21 protein-coding genes are annotated in these 22,195 nt (G+C 37.0%); 17 read left to right on the top strand and 4 right to left on the bottom strand.

Annotated elements, in window-relative coordinates; genetic code table 11:
* Positions 1 to 44: 44 nt before the first annotated feature.
* The 3 genes from AC0IXC_RS00290 (at position 45) to AC0IXC_RS00300 (ending at position 1,497) form a co-directional block, all read left to right on the top strand.
* Positions 45 to 596 (top strand): GNAT family N-acetyltransferase, encoded by a 552-nt coding sequence (locus AC0IXC_RS00290; protein ID WP_471652429.1) that lies wholly within the window; start codon positions 45 to 47, stop codon positions 594 to 596.
* Positions 597 to 675: 79 nt separating this feature from the next.
* Positions 676 to 1,035, top strand: coding sequence for a nuclear transport factor 2 family protein (locus tag AC0IXC_RS00295; RefSeq protein WP_002033457.1), 360 nt, complete (start codon positions 676 to 678; stop codon positions 1,033 to 1,035).
* Between the two features lie 234 nt (positions 1,036 to 1,269).
* Positions 1,270 to 1,497: a coiled-coil domain-containing protein gene (locus AC0IXC_RS00300; protein ID WP_002033458.1), complete on the top strand. Its 228-nt coding sequence runs from the start codon at positions 1,270 to 1,272 to the stop codon at positions 1,495 to 1,497.
* 71 nt (positions 1,498 to 1,568) lie between these two features.
* On the opposite strand, the gene AC0IXC_RS00305 is transcribed toward AC0IXC_RS00300, so the two are convergent.
* Positions 1,569 to 2,894 (bottom strand): ArsB/NhaD family transporter, encoded by a 1,326-nt coding sequence (locus tag AC0IXC_RS00305; RefSeq protein ID WP_002142598.1) that lies wholly within the window; start codon positions 2,892 to 2,894, stop codon positions 1,569 to 1,571.
* Positions 2,895 to 3,145: 251 nt separating this feature from the next.
* Between AC0IXC_RS00305 and AC0IXC_RS00310 the strand changes: the two genes are divergently transcribed.
* Complete coding sequence (locus tag AC0IXC_RS00310) at positions 3,146 to 3,496, top strand: YojF family protein (RefSeq protein WP_000407039.1); 351 nt, start codon at positions 3,146 to 3,148, stop codon at positions 3,494 to 3,496.
* Positions 3,497 to 3,511: 15 nt separating this feature from the next.
* Positions 3,512 to 4,174: a bacillithiol biosynthesis deacetylase BshB2 gene (gene bshB2, locus AC0IXC_RS00315; RefSeq protein ID WP_000439465.1), complete on the top strand. Its 663-nt coding sequence runs from the start codon at positions 3,512 to 3,514 to the stop codon at positions 4,172 to 4,174.
* Between the two features lie 69 nt (positions 4,175 to 4,243).
* Here the strand turns inward: bshB2 and AC0IXC_RS00320 are convergent, their stop codons facing one another.
* A complete protein-coding gene (locus AC0IXC_RS00320; protein ID WP_471652431.1) occupies positions 4,244 to 5,476 on the bottom strand; it encodes a MerR family transcriptional regulator in 1,233 nt (410 codons plus the stop codon).
* A 186-nt stretch (positions 5,477 to 5,662) separates the two neighbouring features.
* Between AC0IXC_RS00320 and AC0IXC_RS00325 the strand changes: the two genes are divergently transcribed.
* The 10 genes from AC0IXC_RS00325 (at position 5,663) to AC0IXC_RS00370 (ending at position 19,307) form a co-directional block, all read left to right on the top strand.
* A complete protein-coding gene (locus tag AC0IXC_RS00325; protein WP_002033464.1) occupies positions 5,663 to 6,949 on the top strand; it encodes an NAD(P)/FAD-dependent oxidoreductase in 1,287 nt (428 codons plus the stop codon).
* 13 nt (positions 6,950 to 6,962) lie between these two features.
* Complete coding sequence (locus AC0IXC_RS00330; protein WP_002142592.1) at positions 6,963 to 8,435, top strand: aldehyde dehydrogenase family protein; 1,473 nt, start codon at positions 6,963 to 6,965, stop codon at positions 8,433 to 8,435.
* Positions 8,436 to 8,480: 45 nt separating this feature from the next.
* Positions 8,481 to 9,899 (top strand): MATE family efflux transporter, encoded by a 1,419-nt coding sequence (locus AC0IXC_RS00335; protein ID WP_002142589.1) that lies wholly within the window; start codon positions 8,481 to 8,483, stop codon positions 9,897 to 9,899.
* Between the two features lie 50 nt (positions 9,900 to 9,949).
* Positions 9,950 to 10,231 carry a cupin domain-containing protein gene (locus AC0IXC_RS00340; protein ID WP_033729945.1) on the top strand — a complete coding sequence of 94 codons (282 nt, stop codon included), beginning with the start codon at positions 9,950 to 9,952 and terminating at the stop codon, positions 10,229 to 10,231.
* Between the two features lie 175 nt (positions 10,232 to 10,406).
* The gene (locus AC0IXC_RS00345) at positions 10,407 to 11,867 is read left to right on the top strand and encodes a CoA-acylating methylmalonate-semialdehyde dehydrogenase (protein ID WP_471652432.1); all 1,461 of its coding nucleotides are present in this window, start codon (positions 10,407 to 10,409) and stop codon (positions 11,865 to 11,867) included.
* A gap of 30 nt (positions 11,868 to 11,897) precedes the next feature.
* Positions 11,898 to 13,262, top strand: coding sequence for an aspartate aminotransferase family protein (locus AC0IXC_RS00350; RefSeq protein ID WP_162014394.1), 1,365 nt, complete (start codon positions 11,898 to 11,900; stop codon positions 13,260 to 13,262).
* A gap of 254 nt (positions 13,263 to 13,516) precedes the next feature.
* Positions 13,517 to 15,136, top strand: coding sequence for an amidohydrolase (locus AC0IXC_RS00355; protein ID WP_002142586.1), 1,620 nt, complete (start codon positions 13,517 to 13,519; stop codon positions 15,134 to 15,136).
* Positions 15,137 to 15,493: 357 nt separating this feature from the next.
* Positions 15,494 to 16,693: a multidrug effflux MFS transporter gene (locus AC0IXC_RS00360; RefSeq protein WP_016100920.1), complete on the top strand. Its 1,200-nt coding sequence runs from the start codon at positions 15,494 to 15,496 to the stop codon at positions 16,691 to 16,693.
* A 138-nt stretch (positions 16,694 to 16,831) separates the two neighbouring features.
* Positions 16,832 to 17,380, top strand: a complete 549-nt coding sequence (locus AC0IXC_RS00365; protein WP_471652433.1) for a hypothetical protein — start codon at positions 16,832 to 16,834, stop codon at positions 17,378 to 17,380.
* A 535-nt stretch (positions 17,381 to 17,915) separates the two neighbouring features.
* Positions 17,916 to 19,307 carry an amino acid permease gene (locus tag AC0IXC_RS00370; RefSeq protein ID WP_002087622.1) on the top strand — a complete coding sequence of 464 codons (1,392 nt, stop codon included), beginning with the start codon at positions 17,916 to 17,918 and terminating at the stop codon, positions 19,305 to 19,307.
* A gap of 48 nt (positions 19,308 to 19,355) precedes the next feature.
* On the opposite strand, the gene AC0IXC_RS00375 is transcribed toward AC0IXC_RS00370, so the two are convergent.
* A complete protein-coding gene (locus AC0IXC_RS00375) occupies positions 19,356 to 20,375 on the bottom strand; it encodes a zinc-binding alcohol dehydrogenase family protein (protein ID WP_471652434.1) in 1,020 nt (339 codons plus the stop codon).
* 166 nt (positions 20,376 to 20,541) lie between these two features.
* Between AC0IXC_RS00375 and AC0IXC_RS00380 the strand changes: the two genes are divergently transcribed.
* The gene (locus tag AC0IXC_RS00380; protein WP_326997400.1) at positions 20,542 to 20,748 is read left to right on the top strand and encodes a hypothetical protein; all 207 of its coding nucleotides are present in this window, start codon (positions 20,542 to 20,544) and stop codon (positions 20,746 to 20,748) included.
* Between the two features lie 143 nt (positions 20,749 to 20,891).
* The gene (gene aiiA, locus AC0IXC_RS00385; RefSeq protein WP_326997402.1) at positions 20,892 to 21,644 is read left to right on the top strand and encodes a quorum-quenching N-acyl homoserine lactonase AiiA; all 753 of its coding nucleotides are present in this window, start codon (positions 20,892 to 20,894) and stop codon (positions 21,642 to 21,644) included.
* 41 nt (positions 21,645 to 21,685) lie between these two features.
* Here the strand turns inward: aiiA and AC0IXC_RS00390 are convergent, their stop codons facing one another.
* Positions 21,686 to 22,165 carry a hypothetical protein gene (locus AC0IXC_RS00390; RefSeq protein WP_002033404.1) on the bottom strand — a complete coding sequence of 160 codons (480 nt, stop codon included), beginning with the start codon at positions 22,163 to 22,165 and terminating at the stop codon, positions 21,686 to 21,688.
* Positions 22,166 to 22,195 lie beyond the last annotated feature (30 nt).

Raw genomic sequence — 22,195 nt, forward strand, 5'->3', positions numbered from 1 at the left:
CCAGAATAATTGTCCCCGCTATTTTAAAAAAAGGGGAGTTTTAGATGACAATGAATCTTTTTCAAAATAAAACTATTAAATTATCAGCTATTAGAGCGACAGATGCTGAAGTAATGGCTGTGTGGCAAGAAGATAGTGAATATTTAAGAAATGTAGATACAGACTTAGCATTCCCGCAATCGTTACATGAAATAGCGAGTGATGGGCTATTAAAGGGACGGAGATCGAATAGTATTTCTTTCATGTTAAGAACAGTTCAAGATGATCGTTTAATTGGTTTTGTTGCAATTCACGGCATAGAGTGGAATAACAGAACAGGTCTATTAGCAATTGGTATAGGAGAGGCAAATGATAGAGGGAAGGGATATGGGAAAGAAGCGATACATATTATTCTAAAGTATGCGTTCTATGAAATGAATTTACACCGCGTCGGTCTCGATGTTATTTCTTATAATAAAGCAGCCATTGCGTTGTATAAAAAGATGGGTTTTCAGATGGAAGGGTGTATGAGAGAAGCAGTTCAGCGAGACGGAAAGTGTTTTGATCGTATGATTATGGGGATATTGTGGGATGAATGGATAGAGCTGCAGAACTAGCAAAAACATACAGAATAATTGTGTAGTGTAGAGTGAAAAGTTGTAATATTTGGGTAATTATGAGCAGAGGAGTGTACTAATGGAAGGTTTATCTTCATTAAGAGAGTGTTTATATCAGCTAGAGGAACGATTACTTAAACCAGGGGTTCGCACATCTCAAAAGGAGCTTAAAAAGATACTTGCCGCTGATTTTTTTGAGTTTGGGAGTTCTGGTAAAGTTTTATATAAAAATGAGGATATCGATAAAAGTGGAATTGGTGTGGTAAAAATGACTTTGAGTGATTTCGAAGTACATCCATTATCCAAAGATGTAGCATTAACTACTTATCGAATATTCAATGAAATAAATAATCAACACTCGTTACGTAGTTCGATATGGAAATTTAGAGAAGGAAGATGGCAAATGTATTTTCATCAAGGTACACCTGCTAAATTTTAGTGAAGCTTTTTGTATGAAAAAGAAACTATAAAGAATAGAATTGTTGAATATATTAGTCCTTTATATATATAAAGAACTAATGAAAGTTGTCTTTTTAAAATATCTAAATTTGTTCTTAACAGGGTCTTGTTAATAAAGGTACATTCCATATTATATATGTAGTATGCAGGAGATATAACGATAATTGGCGAAATTTTACAGTGAACTGATTGAATTTATAAGGAGTTATGCGAGATGAACTTAGAAAAAAGTAAGCCAGTAAATGAAGAGGTCGCTGAATTAAAAGAACTAATTAAAGAACTACACGGAAGTGTACATCAACTTCAAAGTGAAGTGCAGCAACTAAGGCACGAAAGACCAGTTGTTGAAGTGAGAAAAGGTGTTCAACTATCACCAACAATCATCGGACAAATTGGTGGTATGATTTTAGGTGGATTAGCAATTATAGGTATATTTTGGTGATGAAAAAAGGTTTGTAGCATAGTGCTGCAAACCTTTTTTATTTGACGACATAATTTCATGCAATACAACTTCTACATTAAATAACGTAAATAAATGTAAGCATGTGATAACAATAGCGCAATGATCGTTAAGGGGAAACCGATTTTTAAGAAGTCCATATAAGAGAACCCATGTCCTTCACGTTTTGCAATACCAGCAACGACTACGTTTGCTGATGCTCCAATTAATGTTCCGTTGCCTCCTAGGCAAGCTCCAAGTGATAACGCCCACCATAGTACTTCAATTTGCGGAGAATCGACAGATAGTCCGAGTCCTGTAGCTAAATCTTGAATAAGTGGAATCATCGTTGCGACAAATGGGATGTTATCAATTGTCGCAGATGCGATGCCAGATACCCATAAGATAAGTATAGCAGCGAAACCGATATCGCCATTTGTTACGTCGAGTACTTCTTTTGCAAGTGAAGAAATAAGTCCGATATCAATTAATCCGCCAACGAGAACGAATAGTCCAGCGAAGAAGAAAATTGTTACCCATTCAACGTGGGCAAATACATCTTCAATATCATGTTCTTTCACACCGATTAACATAAGAAGTGTAGCACCTGTCATCGCAATAACGGCAGCGTCTACATGAATAATAGAATGAAGTACAAAGCCTAAAATAGTTAGTCCTAAAATCGTAATGGATTTTAAAAGGAGGCTCTGATCTTTAATATAATCTTTTTCATTTAATGCCATTAGCTTTTCGATTTGCTCAGGCGTTGTTTTTAGTTTGTTGCGATACATGAAGTAAATAATGCCAAGTGTAACGATAGAAATAATGATTACGATTGGAGCTAAATTTAGTAAAAAGGCATTAAAGTCTAAATGCTTATTAGCTGATCCAATCATAATGTTCGGTGGGTCACCAATTAATGTTGCTGTTCCACCTATATTTGAAAATAGTACTTCTGAAATCAAATAAGGAACAGGATTTACTTTTAAAATACGTGTAATGGATAGTGTAACAGGTACGATTAATAATACGGTTGTTACGTTGTCCAAAAATGCAGAACCGACAGCGGTTAATAGGGATAGTAATAATAAAATGCGGATTGGTTTTCCGCCAGCTGTTTTTGCTGCTTTAATGGCTACAAATTCAAATACGCCTGATTGACTCGTAATATGTACGAGAATCATCATCCCAATTAAAAGGGTGATTGTTTCCCATTGAATATGTGATGTGAAAGCAGTATGTAAATCTACAATTCCAAAAATAATCATAATAGCAGCACCGAATAGTGCGATTACAGCACGATTCAATTTCTCAGAAATAATAAAACCGTACGTGACTAAAAATACGGCAATTGCAAAATAATATTGCCAATTTGCTACTTCATGTGCTGAATGTTCCAAACATGTCACCTTCTTTAAAGTATGTATTCAATTGTAAAAATGCATCCCTCTGCGTAATTTATATTGTAGCAAATTCAAAAAAGAAAGAAAACTATTTAACAAAGTGAAGGAAAAAACATCAATTCTACATATGATATAAAAAAATAAAAAAACACAGTGCAAATTATTAGGAAAAGTGAGCGTTGTCCTCTAATATAGAGATAGCAATTTACATTATTTTTGCGTAAAATGGTTTAAAGAGGTGAATTCCGATGGAAATAGTAAAAGATAGTTCTCTTATTCAAAATGAAATCGAACGTTTTGTAAATAAAGATGTATATATTCATTTAGAAACGACAAACGGAGCGTATGCGTCACACTTTAATGAAAAGATGATGACAGTAGGAGCATTCATTCGAAATGCAATTATTCGCTTTGAGCGTGGGAAAATAACTGGAACAAACCCATACCGAGTTGGTTTGAAAATGGATCATGGCTGGGTATATGCAGAAGGCATTACGCACTGGGAAGTAGACGATAAAGAGCGTTTATTACTAGCAGGGCATGATAACCAAGGCCGCTTAGCGGTAGCGCTTGAGCTAAGCTTAACGCCATTTAAGTAAGAAGGAGGGAAACTTATGGAGAGACATGTACTTGTTGTATTTCCGCATCCAGATGATGAAGCATTTGCTGCGGGAGGAACAATTCGCTTATTAACAGATCAAGGAGTACCTGTAACGTACGCATGTGGTACTCTTGGACAAATGGGACGTAACATGGGGAAAAACGTATTCGCTAACCGTGAAACGATTCCAAATATACGTGAAAAAGAATTAAAAGATGCATGTGAAGCGATGGGGATTCAAGATTTAAGAATGCTCGGTTTCCATGATAAAACGTTAGAATTTGAAGATGTTGATTTTGTTGCCGATAAAATCGAAGCGATTATTCAAGAAGTAAATCCATCTCGAATTATTACATTTTATCCAGAACACGGCGTACATCCGGATCATGATGCATTTGGCCGCGCTGTAGTTCGCGCTGTATCACGTATGCCAAAAGAAGAACGTCCAGCCATTCATGCGGTTGCGATTACAAGAAATCGCGAAGCAGTACTCGGTGAACCGGATGTTGTAAATAATATTAGTGAAGTATTTGAACATAAATTAGCTGCACTAGGCGCGCATCGTTCACAAACGGAAGCGATGCTAGAAGAAACGCATGCAAAAATAAAAAACAAAGACGCAGCAACATTAAAATGGCTGCAACTTGAACAGTTTTGGACTTATAAATGGGAGTAGGCTAGAAGGGTACCTTCTAGTAGCTCTTACATAGAAAAAGCGCCGTCACTTGTGATGGCGCTTTTTGTGCTATTGTTTCATATTAGCCAAATACATGAGCATGTGGAATTTTTCGTCTCTTACATGATAATCGAAATAAGGTCCTGGATCTGTACAGTAACCGATATTTTCATTTTGCATGATTTGAAATCCGTTAACTGATAAATTTTCTTCTAAGTATTTTGGATGTAAAATATGCTCATGGGAATTTGGATATAAGGCTGAAATATTTTTCAAGGATTTGGCCGAGTTATCATAATACGAGTATCCACCGACAATTGTTGAACTGTTATGTAAATAGTTTTTTAGAACATGACTTGGGAACTCTGGGTTGAGCAGTGAAAAATCAGTTATTGTAAAACTATCCACAAAAACATCGATGCTAAGCGGTTTCAATGGTAGATTTAAATCTGAATTCAAAATATAAAGGACGCGTGGCTTCGGATTCATACGCTCAATTCTATTTCTCACCTTCTTGAGCATTGCAAGCGAATAGCCACTGAATACATAGTTTGCGCTTGGTTCAAGAACATCGATATATTTGGGTAGTGATACAAAAGCATCAACGTTTGTTTCCACAATTAATTTGTTTTTCAAATCTATATTTTGTAGAACTTTTTGAAATCGAAAATTACTTTTTTCAAATAAGTTAATCATTTTGGGATTGATCTCTTTAATTGTTTCTTTATCGTAAAAATAAGATGGATAAGGAGACGTCTCGTACAAGTTCGCGGTAATGATAATACCCTCCTCGATAGCTGCTTCGTATCCACAGCTACAAGTTAAACTCCCCGTGTGAATGTAGACTTTTTTAATCGTTACATCTTTCATTTCAAGTGGAATGCGGCATTTTGGACAATAGAGAAAATTTACAAAGTCAAGCGGGATTCCTGTAATACTTTCTTCTTTGGATGAAGGCGAGCTAGTTTGAACCGCTTTTTCAATCAATTGGATAGCTTTTGATATGTCTTCTTTTTTCTTGGTTAGCTCGTCCTTTTTATCAATGAGCGAGTTGTTGTAGTAGTCGATATCCTCATGGTCCGAGAAGTTTGTGACACGCCGATATGATAAAATTCGTTGGATTTCTATCAATGAAAAATGAAATTTTTTCAGCTCAGTAATAAAAGTCATGTCGTCGAAACACAATTGGTTCATTTGATACTGAGTGTTTTTTTTGTCTGGTATTAATAATCCTAGTTCAATGTAATAACGAACAGTATCAGTCGTAACATGAAAAAGCTTCGCAAATGTACCAATTTTCATAGATGTACCCCCAATGAAAAAAGTGGAGTTACTCCACTTTTTTCGCAAAATGAATTCAAAAAACTCTCAAATAGCTATTGACTTGGAGGAAACTCCAAGTCATATTATTAACTCAATAAGTTTGAATATTAAGAATATTTTTGACTGTATTGTAACATACATGTCACGAAAGGAGAAGGATTAGCTATGGATAAGATGGATCATATGGATACACTCTCACTATGGACAGCGACTGCAAACAGATATGACAAAGGAAAACCTCTTGAAGGAAATGAAGAGGCGGATGTTGTCATTATTGGCGCAGGTTTCACAGGTCTTTCTTCTGCATATCATTTGCAAAAGTTAGGGAAGAGTGTCATTGTCCTTGAGCAGGAAACAATCGGATATGGCGCAAGCGGTCGCAACGGCGGGATGGTATTGCCAGGCTATAAGTCAACGATGCAGGAGCTTGCCAAGAAGTATGGTGCTGAAGAGGCGAGGCAGCTTAACGATCTTTCTCTGCTTAGTGTTGAATTAGTTAAAAACATTATTGACGAGCATCAAATCAACTGTAACTTCAGAAAGACAGGTCACATTGTGGCGGCTTACAAAGCCAAGCATTTTGAAGGGTTGAAACTTGAAAGCGAATACTTAAACAAAAATTTTGGATATGAATGTAGCGTGCTTAATCGAAGTCAGTTGCATCAAGAAATTGATTCCCCGCAATATTATGGTTGCTTAGTCGACGACTCGAGTTACTCGTTCCAACCACTGAACTATGCAATTGGTTTGGGAGAAGCAGCTAAATCGATCGGTGCAAAAATCTTTGAGCATTCGAAAGCACTATCTATTGAGTACGGCCGAAATAGTGTGAAAGTTATTACAGAAAAAGGTACTGTTACAGCGAAAGACATTATTGTGGCTACAGATGGTTACTCCGGAAAAATTATGGCTGAATTGAATAAAGGCGTACTGCCAATTTCGGCACGTATTATTGGTACTGAACAGCTGCCAGAATCACTAGTGAATAGCGTCATTCCTAAAGATCGCATGGTTTTTGATACAAGCAGTTTCCTTTACTATTTCAGGCGTACACCAGATAATCGGATCATATTTGGCGGTGGCGATATTCGTCCAAACTTAGGTGATGCTGTTTATCAAAATGTTTACGATGCCATGGTTAAAATAATGCCAAAACTAGAAGGAAGCAAGATTGATTACAGGTGGGGTGGATTTATCGGGGTTACAATTGATACGTTCCCTGTTATCGGTAGATCCAAAGAAGGCGCATATTTTGCAACGGGTTATACGGGACATGGCGCGTCTCTCTCGACATTGTTTGGTAAGTTATTGGCACAATGGATCGTTACGGGGAGTGCAGGTGGATATCGATTTGAAAAAGAACGCCTTAAATCATTCCCATTTTATAATCAGAAAACGATGCTGGTCAATATAGCACATATTGGTTTCAAACTGGTAGATATTATCGCGTAAAGGAGAGGTGTTTATGAAAATTAACATGTTCATTGACGGGAAATGGGTAGAAGCATTATCGGGTGCTAGACGAAACATTATCAATCCTGCAACCGGAGAGGTTATTGCAACGTCTGCTCATGGATCAGCAGATGATGCGAAGATAGCAATTAAGGCGGCTCGTAAAGCGTTTGATAGCGGGATCTGGTCGGGTTTATCGGCTGATGAAAGAGCTGACTATCTATATAAGATTGCAGACCGTCTTGAAGAGAATACAGCTGAAATTGCCCGTTTGGAAACTGCAAATAACGGTAAGGTTATCCGTGCAACAACCTATATAGATATTCCTGTATCGATTCAATGCTTCCGCTATTATGCTGACTTGATTAAAGGTATGAAAAAGGAATCTTACACTCGTGATGATGCTTCAGAAACGATTATTATTCATGAACCGATTGGTGTTTGTGGACTTATTGTACCTTGGAATTTCCCGCTTATGTTAGCTGTTTGGCAAATTGCTCCTGCACTTGCCGCAGGGAATACAATTGTAATTAAGCCTGCTGACGTCACTCCTGTAAGCGTATTCAAGTTATTTGAAATTATCGAAGAGGTTGGACTTCCGGATGGAGTAGCAAACTTAGTATTGGGACCTGGTTCAAAGGTTGGGAATGAGCTTGCAGAGAGCCATGATGTCGACAAAATTGCCTTTACTGGTGGAACAAAAACAGGTCAAAGTATTATGCGCGCAGCTGCAGGCAATATGAAAAAAATCACACTTGAACTAGGTGGTAAATCTCCACTTATTGTGTTCGACGATGTGGATTTTGAAACCGCAGTCGATAATGCGATGTTTGGTATTTTCCACAACGCTGGGCAAGTTTGTTCAGCTGCATCTCGTTTACTTGTACAAGAGACTATTTATGATAAGTTTGTTGAAAGATTGGCCGAGCGTGCGAACAAAATTGTAGTTGGCAACGGGGAAAGTGAGAATATTGAAATGGGAGCGCTCACAAACGAGTTTCATATGAATGAAGTTTTACATTATATTCAGAGAGGAATCGAAGAAGGTGCAAAATTAGTTTGTGGTGGTAAGCGCTTAACAGAAAATGGGCTTGACCGAGGGTTTTTCATTGCACCAACAATCTTTGCTGATGTAAATGAGAATATGTGTATTGTGAAGGAAGAGATTTTTGGCCCAGTCCTTGTTGTACAGAAATTTAAAGATGAGGAAGATGCCATCCAAAAAGCGAATGATTCTATTTATGGATTAGCCGGTGCTGTATTTACGGAAGATATGGACCTGGCAAAACGTGTCATTAGTAAATTGCGTGCGGGAATTACTTGGATTAATAGTTATCATCTCGCTTATGTGGAAGGTCCTTGGGGAGGGTATAAGCAAAGTGGCATCGGCAGAGCGTTAGGTGTTGCCGGACTGGAGCACTTTATGGAAACGAAGCAAATCAATATCCACCAGCATGCAAATCCGGTAGGGTGGTATGCGAATTAATTGAGCAAAACGTGCTATATAAATTATTTATAAGGGGATATGCTCATGAAAATAGTGGACAACGGTCCGTCATCAAAAATAGAGCAACCAGAAGTAATGAATAAGCCGGTGGATGATTCAGTGCTAGGAACCAAAAGTATTCCGTTACTATATTTACGGTTTGCTTTGGCGGGAATTATGGCTAACGTAATTTTAGGAGTTGTATCGGTTGTTGATGGCTATTTCGTCAGTGGTTTTCAGGAGCTGGAAGTCGAAGGGATCGGAATTGGATTTACGGTCATGGTTATTACCCGTATGATTGGTGTTCTTTTAGGTGTGGGAGCCGGAGCGGTCATTTCACTTCGACTGGGGAAAGGGAAAATCGAAGAAGCTAGAAGTATTATGGGACAAACTTTATGGTTTACTCTTTTCCTGTCTTCTTTGTTAGCTATACTTGGGTTGGTCTTTGAAAATGATATTATGATTTTATTCGGAGCAAGTGATGAAGCACTTCCGTATGCGGTGCAATATAGCCGACTGCTATGGATTTCGTTGCCATTAACGATATTGGCCGTTGTATTAAGTATTTTAGCTAATATCGATGAAAAGCCTATATTATCAATGAACAGTTGGTTAGTCGCAGCGGTTGTTGCTGGGACTATGGAATGGATTATGGTAGTGAAGTATGACATGGGGATGATGGGTTCTTCATGGGCTAATACGATTTCGCAATCGATTCCTGTTCTCCTAATCTTTTATTTCTGGTTTGGTAAAACAAAACTTAAGCCAAAAATGAAAGATATGATGATTAATCTCAAGAAGATTGGTGAAGTGGTTTGGACGGGCTTTGCATCTTTCTCGAGTCAGTTCATGATGTTTATTGCAATTATTTTCACCAACAACTTACTGCAAAGCTACGGTGGTGGTCTACACGTTGCAGCTTTCACGATTCAAAACGGTTACATTACAAATCTCCTCGCCCTAGCAGCGCTTGGTGGGATGACAGGGCTTCAACCGATTATTAGTTATAATTACGGTGCGGGCAACCTTGATCGTGTGAAACAAGCAATTAAGATGGGACTCATTTTTACAGTTTCCTTCTTTGTAATCGTGACAGCCATACTAGTCATTTTTGCAGATCCAATTGTGTCATTTTTTTCCGGTGGTAATCCTGAATTGCAAAAACTGGGCATTTGGACGACAGTTGTATTCAATTGTTTGTTTACGCTTAGTGCAGTTAGCCTGCTTATCTCCGGTTATTTCGAATCGCAAGAGAGAAACTGGTCCGCAACGTTTATTAGTGTAAGCAAAATATTGTTGTTCATGTTACCGTTTCTATTTATTTTCCCGAAATACTGGGGTGTAGAAGGTGTATGGTACGCTGCTCCTGCTGCAGAAATTCCAGGTGTTCTCATTGCCATATACTTTATGAAAAAAGAGTTTAAACGTTTAAAAAATACAAATGTTAAGACAGTAGATTTATAGACTTATTCCTTCAAAATTACCAATAAGAAAGAGAAAGAGAGAGGATTGTCATGTTTTTTGCGAAAAAACTTACAGCAGAAGAAGCAGAGCAACTAGGTGCCAACGCATGGGAACCGTGGGTAGGCGAACCGAATAAAGGAACGTGGCATGTAGAAGAGCAGGAAGTTTTCTATGTGACAGATGGTGAAGTGTTTATTACTGTTGATGGGGAAAAGTATCATATTACAAAGGACTGGATCGTTTCCTTGGCTAAGGACCTTGTTTGTGAATGGGATTGCCCAGTATTTTTGAAAAAGAATTATAAGATGAACCATGAGATCCATCTGAAATAATGTGAACTGGGGAGTGGACAAATGCTAAGCAGATGACTGCTCCTGCGTATTCAATGAATAAGATTAATAATGTTGAAGAAATGTATGTAAATAAGTTTACATACCGTCAAATGAATGCGCTTTCTTTTTAGGGGCGATAACATAGGACGGTTATCTTAAAATAGGAGGCTTCACCATGGTAGTAATGAAAAATGTACAAACGTTGAAAAATTATATTGGCGGACAATGGATAGAATCCACAAGTAAGCAAGTGGAAGATGTACCAAATCCAGCAACAGGAGAGATTATTGCTCGTGTGCCTCTTTCGACTAAAGAAGATTTAGATAGAGCTGTAGCAACTGCGAAAGAAGCATTCAAAACATGGAGAAAGGTCGCTGTGCCTCGGCGTGCTCGGATTCTATTTCGCTATCAACAGCTATTGATTGAAAACTGGGAAGAGTTAGCTAAACTCGTAACCTTGGAAAACGGAAAAAGTTATAAGGAAGCATACGGTGAAGTGCAGCGGGGGATTGAATGTGTTGAATTTGCCGCAGGCGCACCCACTTTAATGATGGGAGAGCAACTTCCCGATATTGCTACTGGTGTTGAATCAGGGATGTATCGTTATCCGATCGGAGTAATCGCAGGAATAACGCCATTTAACTTTCCGATGATGGTGCCATGCTGGATGTTTCCACTCGCGATTGCATGCGGGAATACATTTGTATTAAAACCATCTGAAAGAACACCGCTATTGGCTAATCGCATAGCTGAACTGTTTAAAGAAGCAGGTCTTCCAGATGGAGTACTAAATATTGTGCATGGTGCACATGACGTCGTTAACGGCATTCTTGACAATGAGGATGTGAAAGCTGTATCTTTCGTTGGTTCTCAACCTGTGGCTGGGTATATATATAAAACAGCAGCAGCTAACGGTAAACGTGTACAAGCTCTTGCAGGGGCAAAAAATCATTCGATCGTATTAAAAGATGCGGACCTTAGTTCTACAGTGAAAGAAATTACAAGTGCTGCCTTCGGTTCAGCTGGTGAACGATGCATGGCAGCGGCTGTTGTTGTCGTGGAAGAAGACGTTGCAGATGAGCTCGTTAATAGACTGCTTCAAGAGGCTAATGCAATTACGATTGGTAATGGTCTGGAAGAAGGTGTTTTCCTTGGTCCTGTTATTCGTGAAGGACATAAAGAGCGGACACTCGGATACATTCAATCCGGTGTAGAGCAGGGAGCGACACTTATTCGTGACGGACGTGAAGACGATGTAGCAAACAGCCAAGGTTATTTTGTTGGCCCAACGATTTTTGACAATGTGACACAGGAAATGAAAATCTGGCAAGATGAAATTTTCGCACCGGTTCTTTCTATTGTACGCGTAAAAGACTTGATGGAAGCGATTCATGTTGCTAATGCATCGCCATTCGCAAATGGTGCATGTCTGTACACAAATAGCGCGAAAGCTATTCGTGAATTCCGTGAAGAAATTGATGCAGGTATGCTTGGGGTTAATCTTGGAGTTCCTGCTCCAATGGCATTCTTCCCGTTCTCAGGTTATAAGAAATCTTTCTATGGTGATCTCCATGCAAATGGAAAAGATGGCGTAGAATTCTATACTCGCAAGAAAATGCTTACGGCTCGTTATTGAAAGCGTGATGTAAAACCATAAAAAGATAGAATGGAGCTGGTGATTGTGCAAGCGACGGAGCAAACACAAAGTTTGAAAAAAACAGATGAAAAGTACCTTTGGCATGCGATGAGAGGAGCAGCCCCTAGTCCAACGAATTTAATTATCACAAAAGCAGAAGGGGCATGGGTGACGGATATTGATGGAAACCGTTATTTAGACGGTATGTCCGGTCTTTGGTGCGTGAATGTTGGGTATGGTCGAAAAGAACTTGCAAGAGCGGCGTTTGAACAGCTTGAAGAAATGCCGTATTTCCCTCTGACTCAAAGTCATGTTCCTGCTATTAAATTAGCAGAAAAATTGAATGAATGGCTTGATGATGAATACGTCATTTTCTTTTCTAACAGTGGATCGGAAGCGAATGAAACAGCATTTAAAATTGCTCGTCAATATCATCAACAAAAAGGTGATCATGGACGCTATAAGTTTATTTCCCGCTACCGCGCTTATCACGGTAACTCAATGGGAGCTCTTGCAGCAACAGGTCAAGCACAGCGAAAGTATAAATATGAACCACTCGGGCAAGGATTCCTGCATGTAGCACCGCCTGATACGTATCGAAATCCAGAGGATGTTCATACACTGGCAAGTGCTGAGGAAATCGATCGTGTCATGACATGGGAGTTAAGCCAAACAGTAGCCGGTGTGATTATGGAGCCAATCATTACTGGGGGCGGAATTTTAATGCCTCCTGATGGATATATGGGAAAAGTAAAAGAAATTTGCGAGAAGCACGGTGCGTTGCTCATTTGTGATGAAGTTATATGTGGATTTGGACGAACAGGGAAGCCATTTGGATTTATGAATTATGGCGTCAAACCAGATATCATTACAATGGCAAAAGGTATTACAAGTGCGTATCTTCCTTTGTCAGCAACAGCAGTTAGACGAGAGGTTTATGAGGCATTCGTAGGTAGTGATGATTATGATCGCTTCCGCCATGTAAATACGTTCGGAGGGAATCCTGCTGCTTGCGCTTTAGCTTTGAAGAATTTAGAAATTATGGAGAATGAGAAACTCATTGAACGTTCCAAAGAATTGGGTGAACGACTGTTATATGAGCTAGAGGATGTAAAAGAGCATCCAAACGTAGGGGATGTTCGCGGAAAGGGCCTTCTTTTAGGCATTGAACTAGTGGAAGATAAGCAAACAAAAGAACCGGCTTCCATTGAAAAGATGAACAAAGTCATCAATGCTTGTAAAGAAAAAGGTCTAATTATTGGTAAAAATGGTGACACTGTCGCAGGTTACAATAATATTTTGCAGCTTGCACCTCCATTAAGCATCACAGAGGAAGACTTTACTTTTATCGTTAAAACAATGAAAGAATGTTTATCCCGCATTAACGGGCAGTAAAACTCCCACCTCAAAATGCGGCTGGAGCAAAGAAGTTAGATGGGAGATCAACTGCCCGTAAAAGCCCGATTGGTGAGGGCTAATAATCAGTGGGGGATGAACAAAAACCCCCCCACTGATTAAAGTTTCACTTTAGCTCAACTTTAATTAATTATTGATAAATCTTGTTAAAAAGCGGATGAGCCTATTAGGAGATGTAACTTTAAATACTGAATGAATTACTCGAAAAGAGTAATTCCGAAAGGGTTGAGTTTATGAAAGCTGATGTTGTATTGATAAATGGAGAAGTTATTACAGTAGACCAAAAGAATACAGTAGTCGAAGCTGTAGCAATAAAAGATAATCATATCGTAGTTGTTGGCTCAAATCAGGAGGTTAAGAGTTTTATAGGAGAAAATACGGATGTAATTGACCTGCAAGGGAAAACGATTCTTCCTGGATTCATTGATTCCCATCTTCACATCATTTCTCATGGACTAAATCAGTTGGCTGTCAGTTGTAAAGCTGAACATATTGATTCTATCGATGCTTTATTAGATGATCTGAAAAAGAAGGCCTTAGAAACGCCAAAAGGTGAATGGATACGTGCTTGGGGCTTTAATGAAACCGCTGTGAAGGAAAAGCGTTATCCAACAATTACTGAGCTCGATGAAATTTCAGTTGAACACCCTATTATTATAACTCGTACTTGTCACCACATAAGCGTGGTGAACAGTAAAGCATTAGAAATTGCGCAAATTAACGAGAACACACCGGATACGAATGGGGGAGTTATTGAAAAGAATCAGGCAGGAAGGCTTACAGGAAAGTTAATTGAAGCAGCAAATATGAGTATGAGCGAGGTTGCAAGTTATACAGAAAGTGAAATGATGAAGGCTGTGAAAATTGCATCAGATCATTTCGTTGCAGCTGGCATAACAAGTATACATGACGCAGGTGGAGATGGACCGGAGAGTTTTCGTTTACTACAACGAGCTGTGAAGAGTAGGGATATTCGTGTCCGAATATATGCAATGATATGTCAAATAAATAACTCTCATGAATTTGTTAATAAAATGGTCGAGGCTGGTGTGGTAACTGGTACCGGGGATGAAAGATTCAAAGTCGGACCAGCTAAATTGTTTACAGATGGAAGTAGCACGGGGCCTACAATTGCAACCCGTAAGTCATATTCAAGTGACCCTAACAATTACGGCATTCTTTATTATAGTGAGGAAGAAATCTATAAGGTTTTAGGTGAAGCGCATAAAAAAGGCTATCAAATCACTGTACATGCACAAGGTGATAAAGCTATTGAAATGTATTTGAATTGTGTAGAAAGGGCGCTAGAGGAATCACCAAGAAAAAATCACCGTCATCGAATCGAGCATGCGGGAATTTCTTCACCAGATTTACAAGAGAGAATGAAAAAACTCGAGATGATTCCTATTCCAAATCCTCCATTTCCATATGAATTCGGAGAGATATATGTAGAGCACTATGGTGATCGTGTTAATCACATGTACGCTGCTCGTGATTTTATTGATCGTGGCATCATTGCAGCAGGTAGTTCGGATGCACCAGTTACTGACTATAATCCTTTATTAGGAATTCATGTTGCTGTCAATAGAAAAACTAAGTCCGGAATAGAGGTTGGTGCTAATCAATCTATAAGCGTAATGGAAGCTATTAAACTGTACACATGGAATGGTGCTTATGCGAGTTTTGAAGAAGAGATAAAAGGAAGCATAGAGGCCGGAAAGTTGGCGGATTTAGTTATATTAAATGACAGCATTTTAAGTGTCAATCCAAACCAAATTAAAGATTTAAAAGTAGAAACAACAATTATTGATGGTGAAATTATCTATCAAAAAGAACAATCAGTGAAAATGTAGCAATAAAAAAACGCCCCTTCAATTGTGAGAATGATTTTAACAATTGAAGGGGCGTTTCAGTTGTTTAGTTGCGACTTTCAAATCGTATTAATTTTCCAAGAGAATTGAAAGGACGTTCGTCTACTAACAAATATTCAGATTATGAACACTAGAAAACGAACACAACCTATCATATAATTGAAAGACTATATTTTAAAATCAATGTTAATATTACCCTCCTATAAGTATTAACATGCGTAATTGAGGTGTTTTCTTTGTTGTTTTATGATCGAATTTCTATAATGGCCCCTCCTGTTCCATAGCTAAGGAAAGTCTATTCATTTCTGAGATTTTCAAAGTTATAGGAGGGTATTAAAAGTGAAAAAAGTCTCAGTACCATCACTTTGGTTAATGATTATTCTTGTGGCATTTCCGCAAATTAGTGAAACGATTTACACACCGTCTTTACCTGACATTTCAAAGGCGTTGCACGTAAGTAATAATGAGGTACAGTTAACACTTAGTGTTTATTTTGCTGGATTTGCTTTAGGTGTATTTTTTATTGGATGGTTATCAGATATAATTGGTCGTCGCCCAGCAATGTTATTTGGAATTGTAGTATATGGCGCTGGAAGTTTCTTATGCTATATTGCAAATTCAATTGAATTTTTATTGTTTAGTCGTTTTATTCAAGCATTTGGAGCAAGTGCTGGTTCAGTTGTGACACAAACGATTCTTCGTGAAAGTGTAGAGGGGCATAAACGTCATGTTATGTTTGCTCAAATTTCGGCAGTCATTGCTTTTACACCAGCGATAGGTCCACTAATTGGGGGCTTTCTTGATCAAATGTTTGGATTTAAAATAGTATTTTTAAGTTTAGTTGTTATGAGTGTCGGGATTTTGCTTTATACTTTTGTTTCGCTTCCGGAAACAAAAACGGACGCAATAACGGGTAAAATAAATGTATTTTCTGTATTAAAACGGTTGATTACAAATCCGAAAGTAGTAACGTATGGATTATTAATTGGAGGAGCAAATGGTGTTTTATTTAGCTACTATGCAGAAGCGCCGTTTATCTTTATTGAATACTTTCAGTTATCGCCTAGTATGTACGGATTTCTAGGAATTGTTGTTGCTTCCGCTTCTATTATTGGGGCGAAAGTTTCAAAGCGGTTACTTGCTACTTATAAACCAGAGAAAATTATATATATCGGTTGTCTTGTAATGACAGGGGGAGCTATCTTCTTAACTGTTATTAATTCATTTGGATCAAATCCAAACATAATATATATGATTGGATTTTTAGTAGCGATGTTTATATTGCTATTAGGAATTGGGGTAGCATTGCCTAACTGTTTAAGTTTAGCATTAGTAGATTTTCAAGATGTCATTGGTACAGCTGGAGCATTGTTTAGCTTAGGCTACTATGTAATTGTAACGATGACAATTTGGGGAATGAGTCAGCTTCATACCGGCTCGTTAATGGTGATGCCGCTTTATTTTCTGGCTATAGTAGTTATCATGATGGTATTTACTAAAGTGTTTATTTTAGGTAAACAAACTTCAAAAATGATTTAAATATAAAATATAAAAGAGTCTCATTTTTTAATGAGACTCTTTTATATTTTATGAAAATAACTATAGGTGTATGAATATGTAATTAATGTTAAAATACAACAAAATTGTATAGTTATAGTTTTTAGGGAGGGTAAAAATATGTTAATGAATTTAGCATGCGCTCTACTAATCATTTCCGGACTTACAGTAGTTATACGAAAAACTTTCATTGTAAACCACTATCTTTGTAATTTAATGGCATTCTTTTGCGCTTATATGACAACATCTTCCTACGTATTAGAGCAACTTTCGTTAACAAAAACTATATTAATACTATGTTTGTTGCTTATAACTCTTATTCTTATATACTCACATTTCGATATTAGAGGGCTAGCTTTTAATGATTATACAGTGTTTAATTTACCTTCTAGCGGAGTGAATAGATTAGTGAAAGAAGGGCTTACTGAAGCAAATATAGAATTTACTTTGGATAAAAATAATATATATTTATCAGGAACACCTGTTAAAATTCGAATATTGAATAGACCATTACATACAACTAATATTTTATTTAGAAAATGCCCAGAGGATATAAAGACAAAAATTAAAGGTATTATTGAGGAAAAGATAAAAGCTGAGGAGAAGAGTTTTCCTCTTTCCGGTGTATTGTTGATTTTTTTAAGTGCGGTTATATTTTTCTTAAAGTAGGAGATGGGAAAGAGAATTTTCAGCTGTGAGAACGGGATAAATAAAAGATGTAGAAGCTAGTGACTTTGTAGTTCTACTAATATATTAAATTTCTGCGTGATACGTTAATCGCATGTGTAAGCAATTACAGTACAAACTATAAATAGTGAAGTATATATAGTATGAAACCGAGGTAGATAGGATCTCCTCGGTTATTTATATTGTAATAATATTTATACCGGAATCATATTGAATAGATGTATTTTATTGTTAATTTAGTTAAAAATTAATTAAACTAATATATAATAATTTACTGAAAAAATAATTGAACTTTTCAGATAAATGAATTAATATGAAGTGAGCAATTTTAAATTTTATAGAAAATAGGAAGATGAGGGGTTTTGGAAATTTTATAAGAGGCAAAATGAGATTTTAGGATAGCTTTAAAGTTAGTCTAAAATGACGTTTGTTTCATCATTTTCAGGGCCAAACAGGAATTAGGGTACACCATCTTACTTTAAATGCGGCTATGAATCATCTAAGAGGGGGAAATGAAGTGGCAAACAAAGAATTGAAACGAGGTTTAGAAGCACGTCATATTCAAATGATTGCTTTAGGCGGAACAATTGGTGTTGGTTTGTTTATGGGGTCAGCCAGCACGATTAAATGGACAGGTCCGTCAGTAATGCTTGCATATGCAATCGCAGGTGTTTTCATCTTCTTCATTATGCGTGCCATGGGAGAAATGTTGTATATGGAGCCAAGCACAGGTTCATTTGCGACATTTGGTCACAAATATATTCATCCGTTAGCTGGTTATATGACAGCGTGGAGTAACTGGTTCCAGTGGGTTATTGTTGGGATGTCAGAGATTATCGCAGTTGGAGCGTATATGAAATATTGGTTCCCGGATTTACCCGCTTGGATACCTGGTATTATCGCGATGGTTATTCTTGGTGCGGCTAACTTAATTTCGGTTAAGTCATTTGGTGAATTTGAATTTTGGTTTGCGATGATTAAAATCGTTACGATTTTATTAATGATTATTGCCGGATTCGGCCTCATTTTCTTCGGAATTGGGAATGGAGGAGAAGCAATCGGCATATCTAATCTTTGGGCAAACGGCGGTTTCTTCACAGGTGGTTTTTCAGGATTTTTCTTTGCATTATCACTTGTAGTTGGGGCGTATCAAGGTGTGGAATTAATCGGGATTACTGCTGGTGAAGCGAAAGATCCGAAGAAGACACTTACTAGAGCAATTCAAAGTACAATTTGGCGTATTTTAATTTTCTATATTGGTGCTATTTTCGTTATTGTAACTGTTTATCCTTGGGATCAATTAAGTTCAATTGGTAGTCCGTTCGTAGCAACTTTTGCGAAAGTTGGTATTACGGCAGCTGCGGGACTTATTAACTTCGTTGTTATTACAGCCGCAATGTCTGGTTGTAACAGTGGTATTTATAGTGCTGGACGTATGCTTTATACACTAGGTGTAAATGGACAAGCACCGAAATACTTTACGAAGATCTCGAATAACGGTGTACCTTTATTCGGTACAGTTGGTGTAATTGTCGGTTTAGCGGTTGGTGTTGTTTTAAGTTATATTGCACCAAAAAACTTATTCGTATATGTATATAGTGCGAGTGTACTTCCAGGTATGGTGCCATGGTTTGTCATTTTAATTAGTCAAATTCGTTTTAGAAAAGAAAAGGGAGCAGAGATGAAAGATCATCCATTCAAAATGCCATTTGCTCCTGTTACAAACTATTTGACAATTGCCTTTTTAATTATGGTATTAATCGGAATGTGGTTTAACGATGATACGCGTATTTCATTAGTTGTAGGTATTGTTTTCTTAGCTATCGTCACAATTAGTTTCTATGCTTTCGGAATAGGGAAACGACCTCCGTTAGACGTTCAAAATGATCAAGAGATTTCAAGTAAATAAAGTTAGTAAAAGGTCCGATTTCTCGTTTAGAAATCGGACTTTTTATTATTAAAATTTCTCTACAACGATCTTTCCAATTGTACGCCCACTTTCAAGTTGTGCATGTGCTTTCTTTATGTTTTCAGCGTTAATTGGTGTGAATGTTTCATTTAATGTAGTCTTTAAAATGCCTTCATCTAATAGCTCACTTACTTTATTTAATAGTTCGTGCTGCGTACTCATATCACCAGTTTCATACATCGCTTTTGTAAACATAAACTCCCAAACGAATGTGGCACTTTTATTTTTTAAAACCCCCATCTCAAGAGGGTGCTCATTTTCTACGATAGAGCAAATTTTTCCTTGTGGTTTAATTATGTCACCCATCGCATGCCAATGCTGATCAGTATTGTTTAAGCAGAAGATATAATCTACATCTTTTAGCCCAAATTCTAATATTTGATCTTTTAAAGGTTGGTGATGATTAACTATATAATCGGCACCGAATTTTTCCACCCAGTGTATAGTTTCGTTGCGGGATGCGGTTGCGATTACGTTTAGTCCAGCCCATTTAGCTAACTGAATAGCAATCGAGCCAACACCACCAGCTCCGCCGATAATTAAAATGTTTTTAAATGAATTTTCATCTTTCTTATTATAATCAATCCCTAAACGTTCAAACAAACCTTCCCATGCGGTAATGGCTGTTAAAGGAAGTGCTGCAGATTCAGCATCACTTAACGTTTTTGGTTTTTTACCAACAATTCTTTCATCAACTAAATGGTATTCACTGTATGTACCTTGCCTTGTAATGCTTCCAGCGTAAAACACTTCATCGCCTTCTTTAAATAACGTACAACCATCGCCAGTTTGTACGACAACACCACTAGCATCCCAGCCAAGTATTTTTGCTATATCTTCTTTTTTATCTTTCGGAGATCGAACTTTTGTATCAACTGGATTAACGGAAATAGCGTTAATCTTTACAAGTATATCTCTTCCTGTGGCAACAGGTCTTTCAACTTCAATATCAATTAAACTGTTTTCTTCTTCAATAGGTAAGTATTCATGTAAACCAATTGCTTTCATTTTTATTCCCTCCATTAAAGTAAGAGTCTTTTTCTCTTTTATTATAGATGCAGAAAGGTTGTTATGTAAAAAAGTACACTCATTTTTATACTGTCATTTGATTGGTTTTAAAATTCTGATAAATAATATACAATTAGTATAGAAAATATTGCGAGGTGAATGACTAATGACCGCAAAAATAAGAAAAAGTGATTATGTAATCGTAATGGCAATTATTATAATGTATTCGTTAATTGGTCACGTATTAAATTTAGATATCTTAAAAGTGATGGCTATTCAACAAAATGGAGTTAGTATTAGTTTTGTAGGTATTGCTATATGTTATATCACAGCTAGGTTATTGTTTTTTTGCTATTCGGAAATTAAAAAATGATGAGTAATGCTGTAATGAAGAAATTGTGAACAACCTAAAAATAATAGTTGAAACAGTGGAAGAAGAGAAGGAGTTTATTTCTAGTAGGAAGAATTTTTTACTGTATTGTTTTATTCAAAACTAAATGTAAAGGTGGATACATAATGACAGTAAAGAAGCTTTATTTCGTACCAGCAGGTCGTTGTATGTTGGATCATTCGTCTGTTAATAGTACGCTCACACCGGGCGATTTATTGAACTTACCTGTATGGTGCTATGTATTGGAGACAGAAGAGGGGCCTATTTTAGTAGATACAGGTATGCCAGAAAGTGCGGTTAATAACGAAGATCTTTTTAACGGTACATTTGTTGAAGGACATATTTTACCGAAAATGACTGAAGAAGATAGAATCATAAATATTTTAAAACGCGTTGGTTATGAACCGGAAGACCTTCTTTATATTATTAGTTCCCACTTGCATTTTGATCATGCAGGAGGAAATGGTGCTTTTACAAATACACCGATTATTGTGCAGCGTGCTGAATATGAGGCGGCACAATATAGTGAAGAATATATGAAAGAATGTATATTGCCGAATTTGAAATACAAGATCATTGAAGGGGATTATGAAGTTGTACCAGGAGTTCAATTATTGTATACACCAGGACATACTCCGGGGCATCAGTCGCTATTAATTGAGACAGAAAAATCCGGTCCTGTTTTATTAACGATTGATGCATCTTATACGAAAGAAAATTTTGAAGATGAAGTGCCGTTCGCTGGATTTGATTCGGAATTAGCTTTATCTTCAATTAAACGTTTAAAAGAAGTTGTTAGGAAAGAGAACCCAATTGTTTTCTTTGGACATGATATAGAGCAGGAAAAGAGTTGTAAAGTGTTCCCTGAATATATATAAATAGAAAAAGTCATGGGCCTAGTAGCTCATGACTTTTTCTATTAAATAACCTTTTTAAATAAGTTATATACTTTTTTTGAATTACCTTCATTTAATTGATAATAAGTAAGGTCTACGTCATCAGGAGTGTTTTGATGGGCAATCATAACTTCACTACTGTTGTTATCTACTATCCAAATTAAATATTGTTTATAAGTTCCATCTTGGAAAGTAATCCACATGTTACAATCTACTAAATCAGAACCTTCTTCATCTAGCGTTAAATCGCCTTTTTTTGCTGTATCCATACTGTTAATGAATGTTTTTAATTCATCTGTTTTTGTAAGGAAGATAGATTTTTTTGTCTTAAGCGACTCTACATGTATATCTTTTATTTCCTGTTTTCCTAAAAAAACAGGAGGTGCATTTGGGTCTCTTTGAGTTGAAATAATAGTAGCTTTTTTCTTTGGTTTACTTGCTGTATAGAGATCTTGAATAGATTTTCCAGAGTTTAAAAACCATACGGTTCCAAAAATAATCAATGCGCTACCTAGCAGTAAAATGATTTTCTT

The organism is Bacillus sp. AC266 (assembly GCF_979253805.1).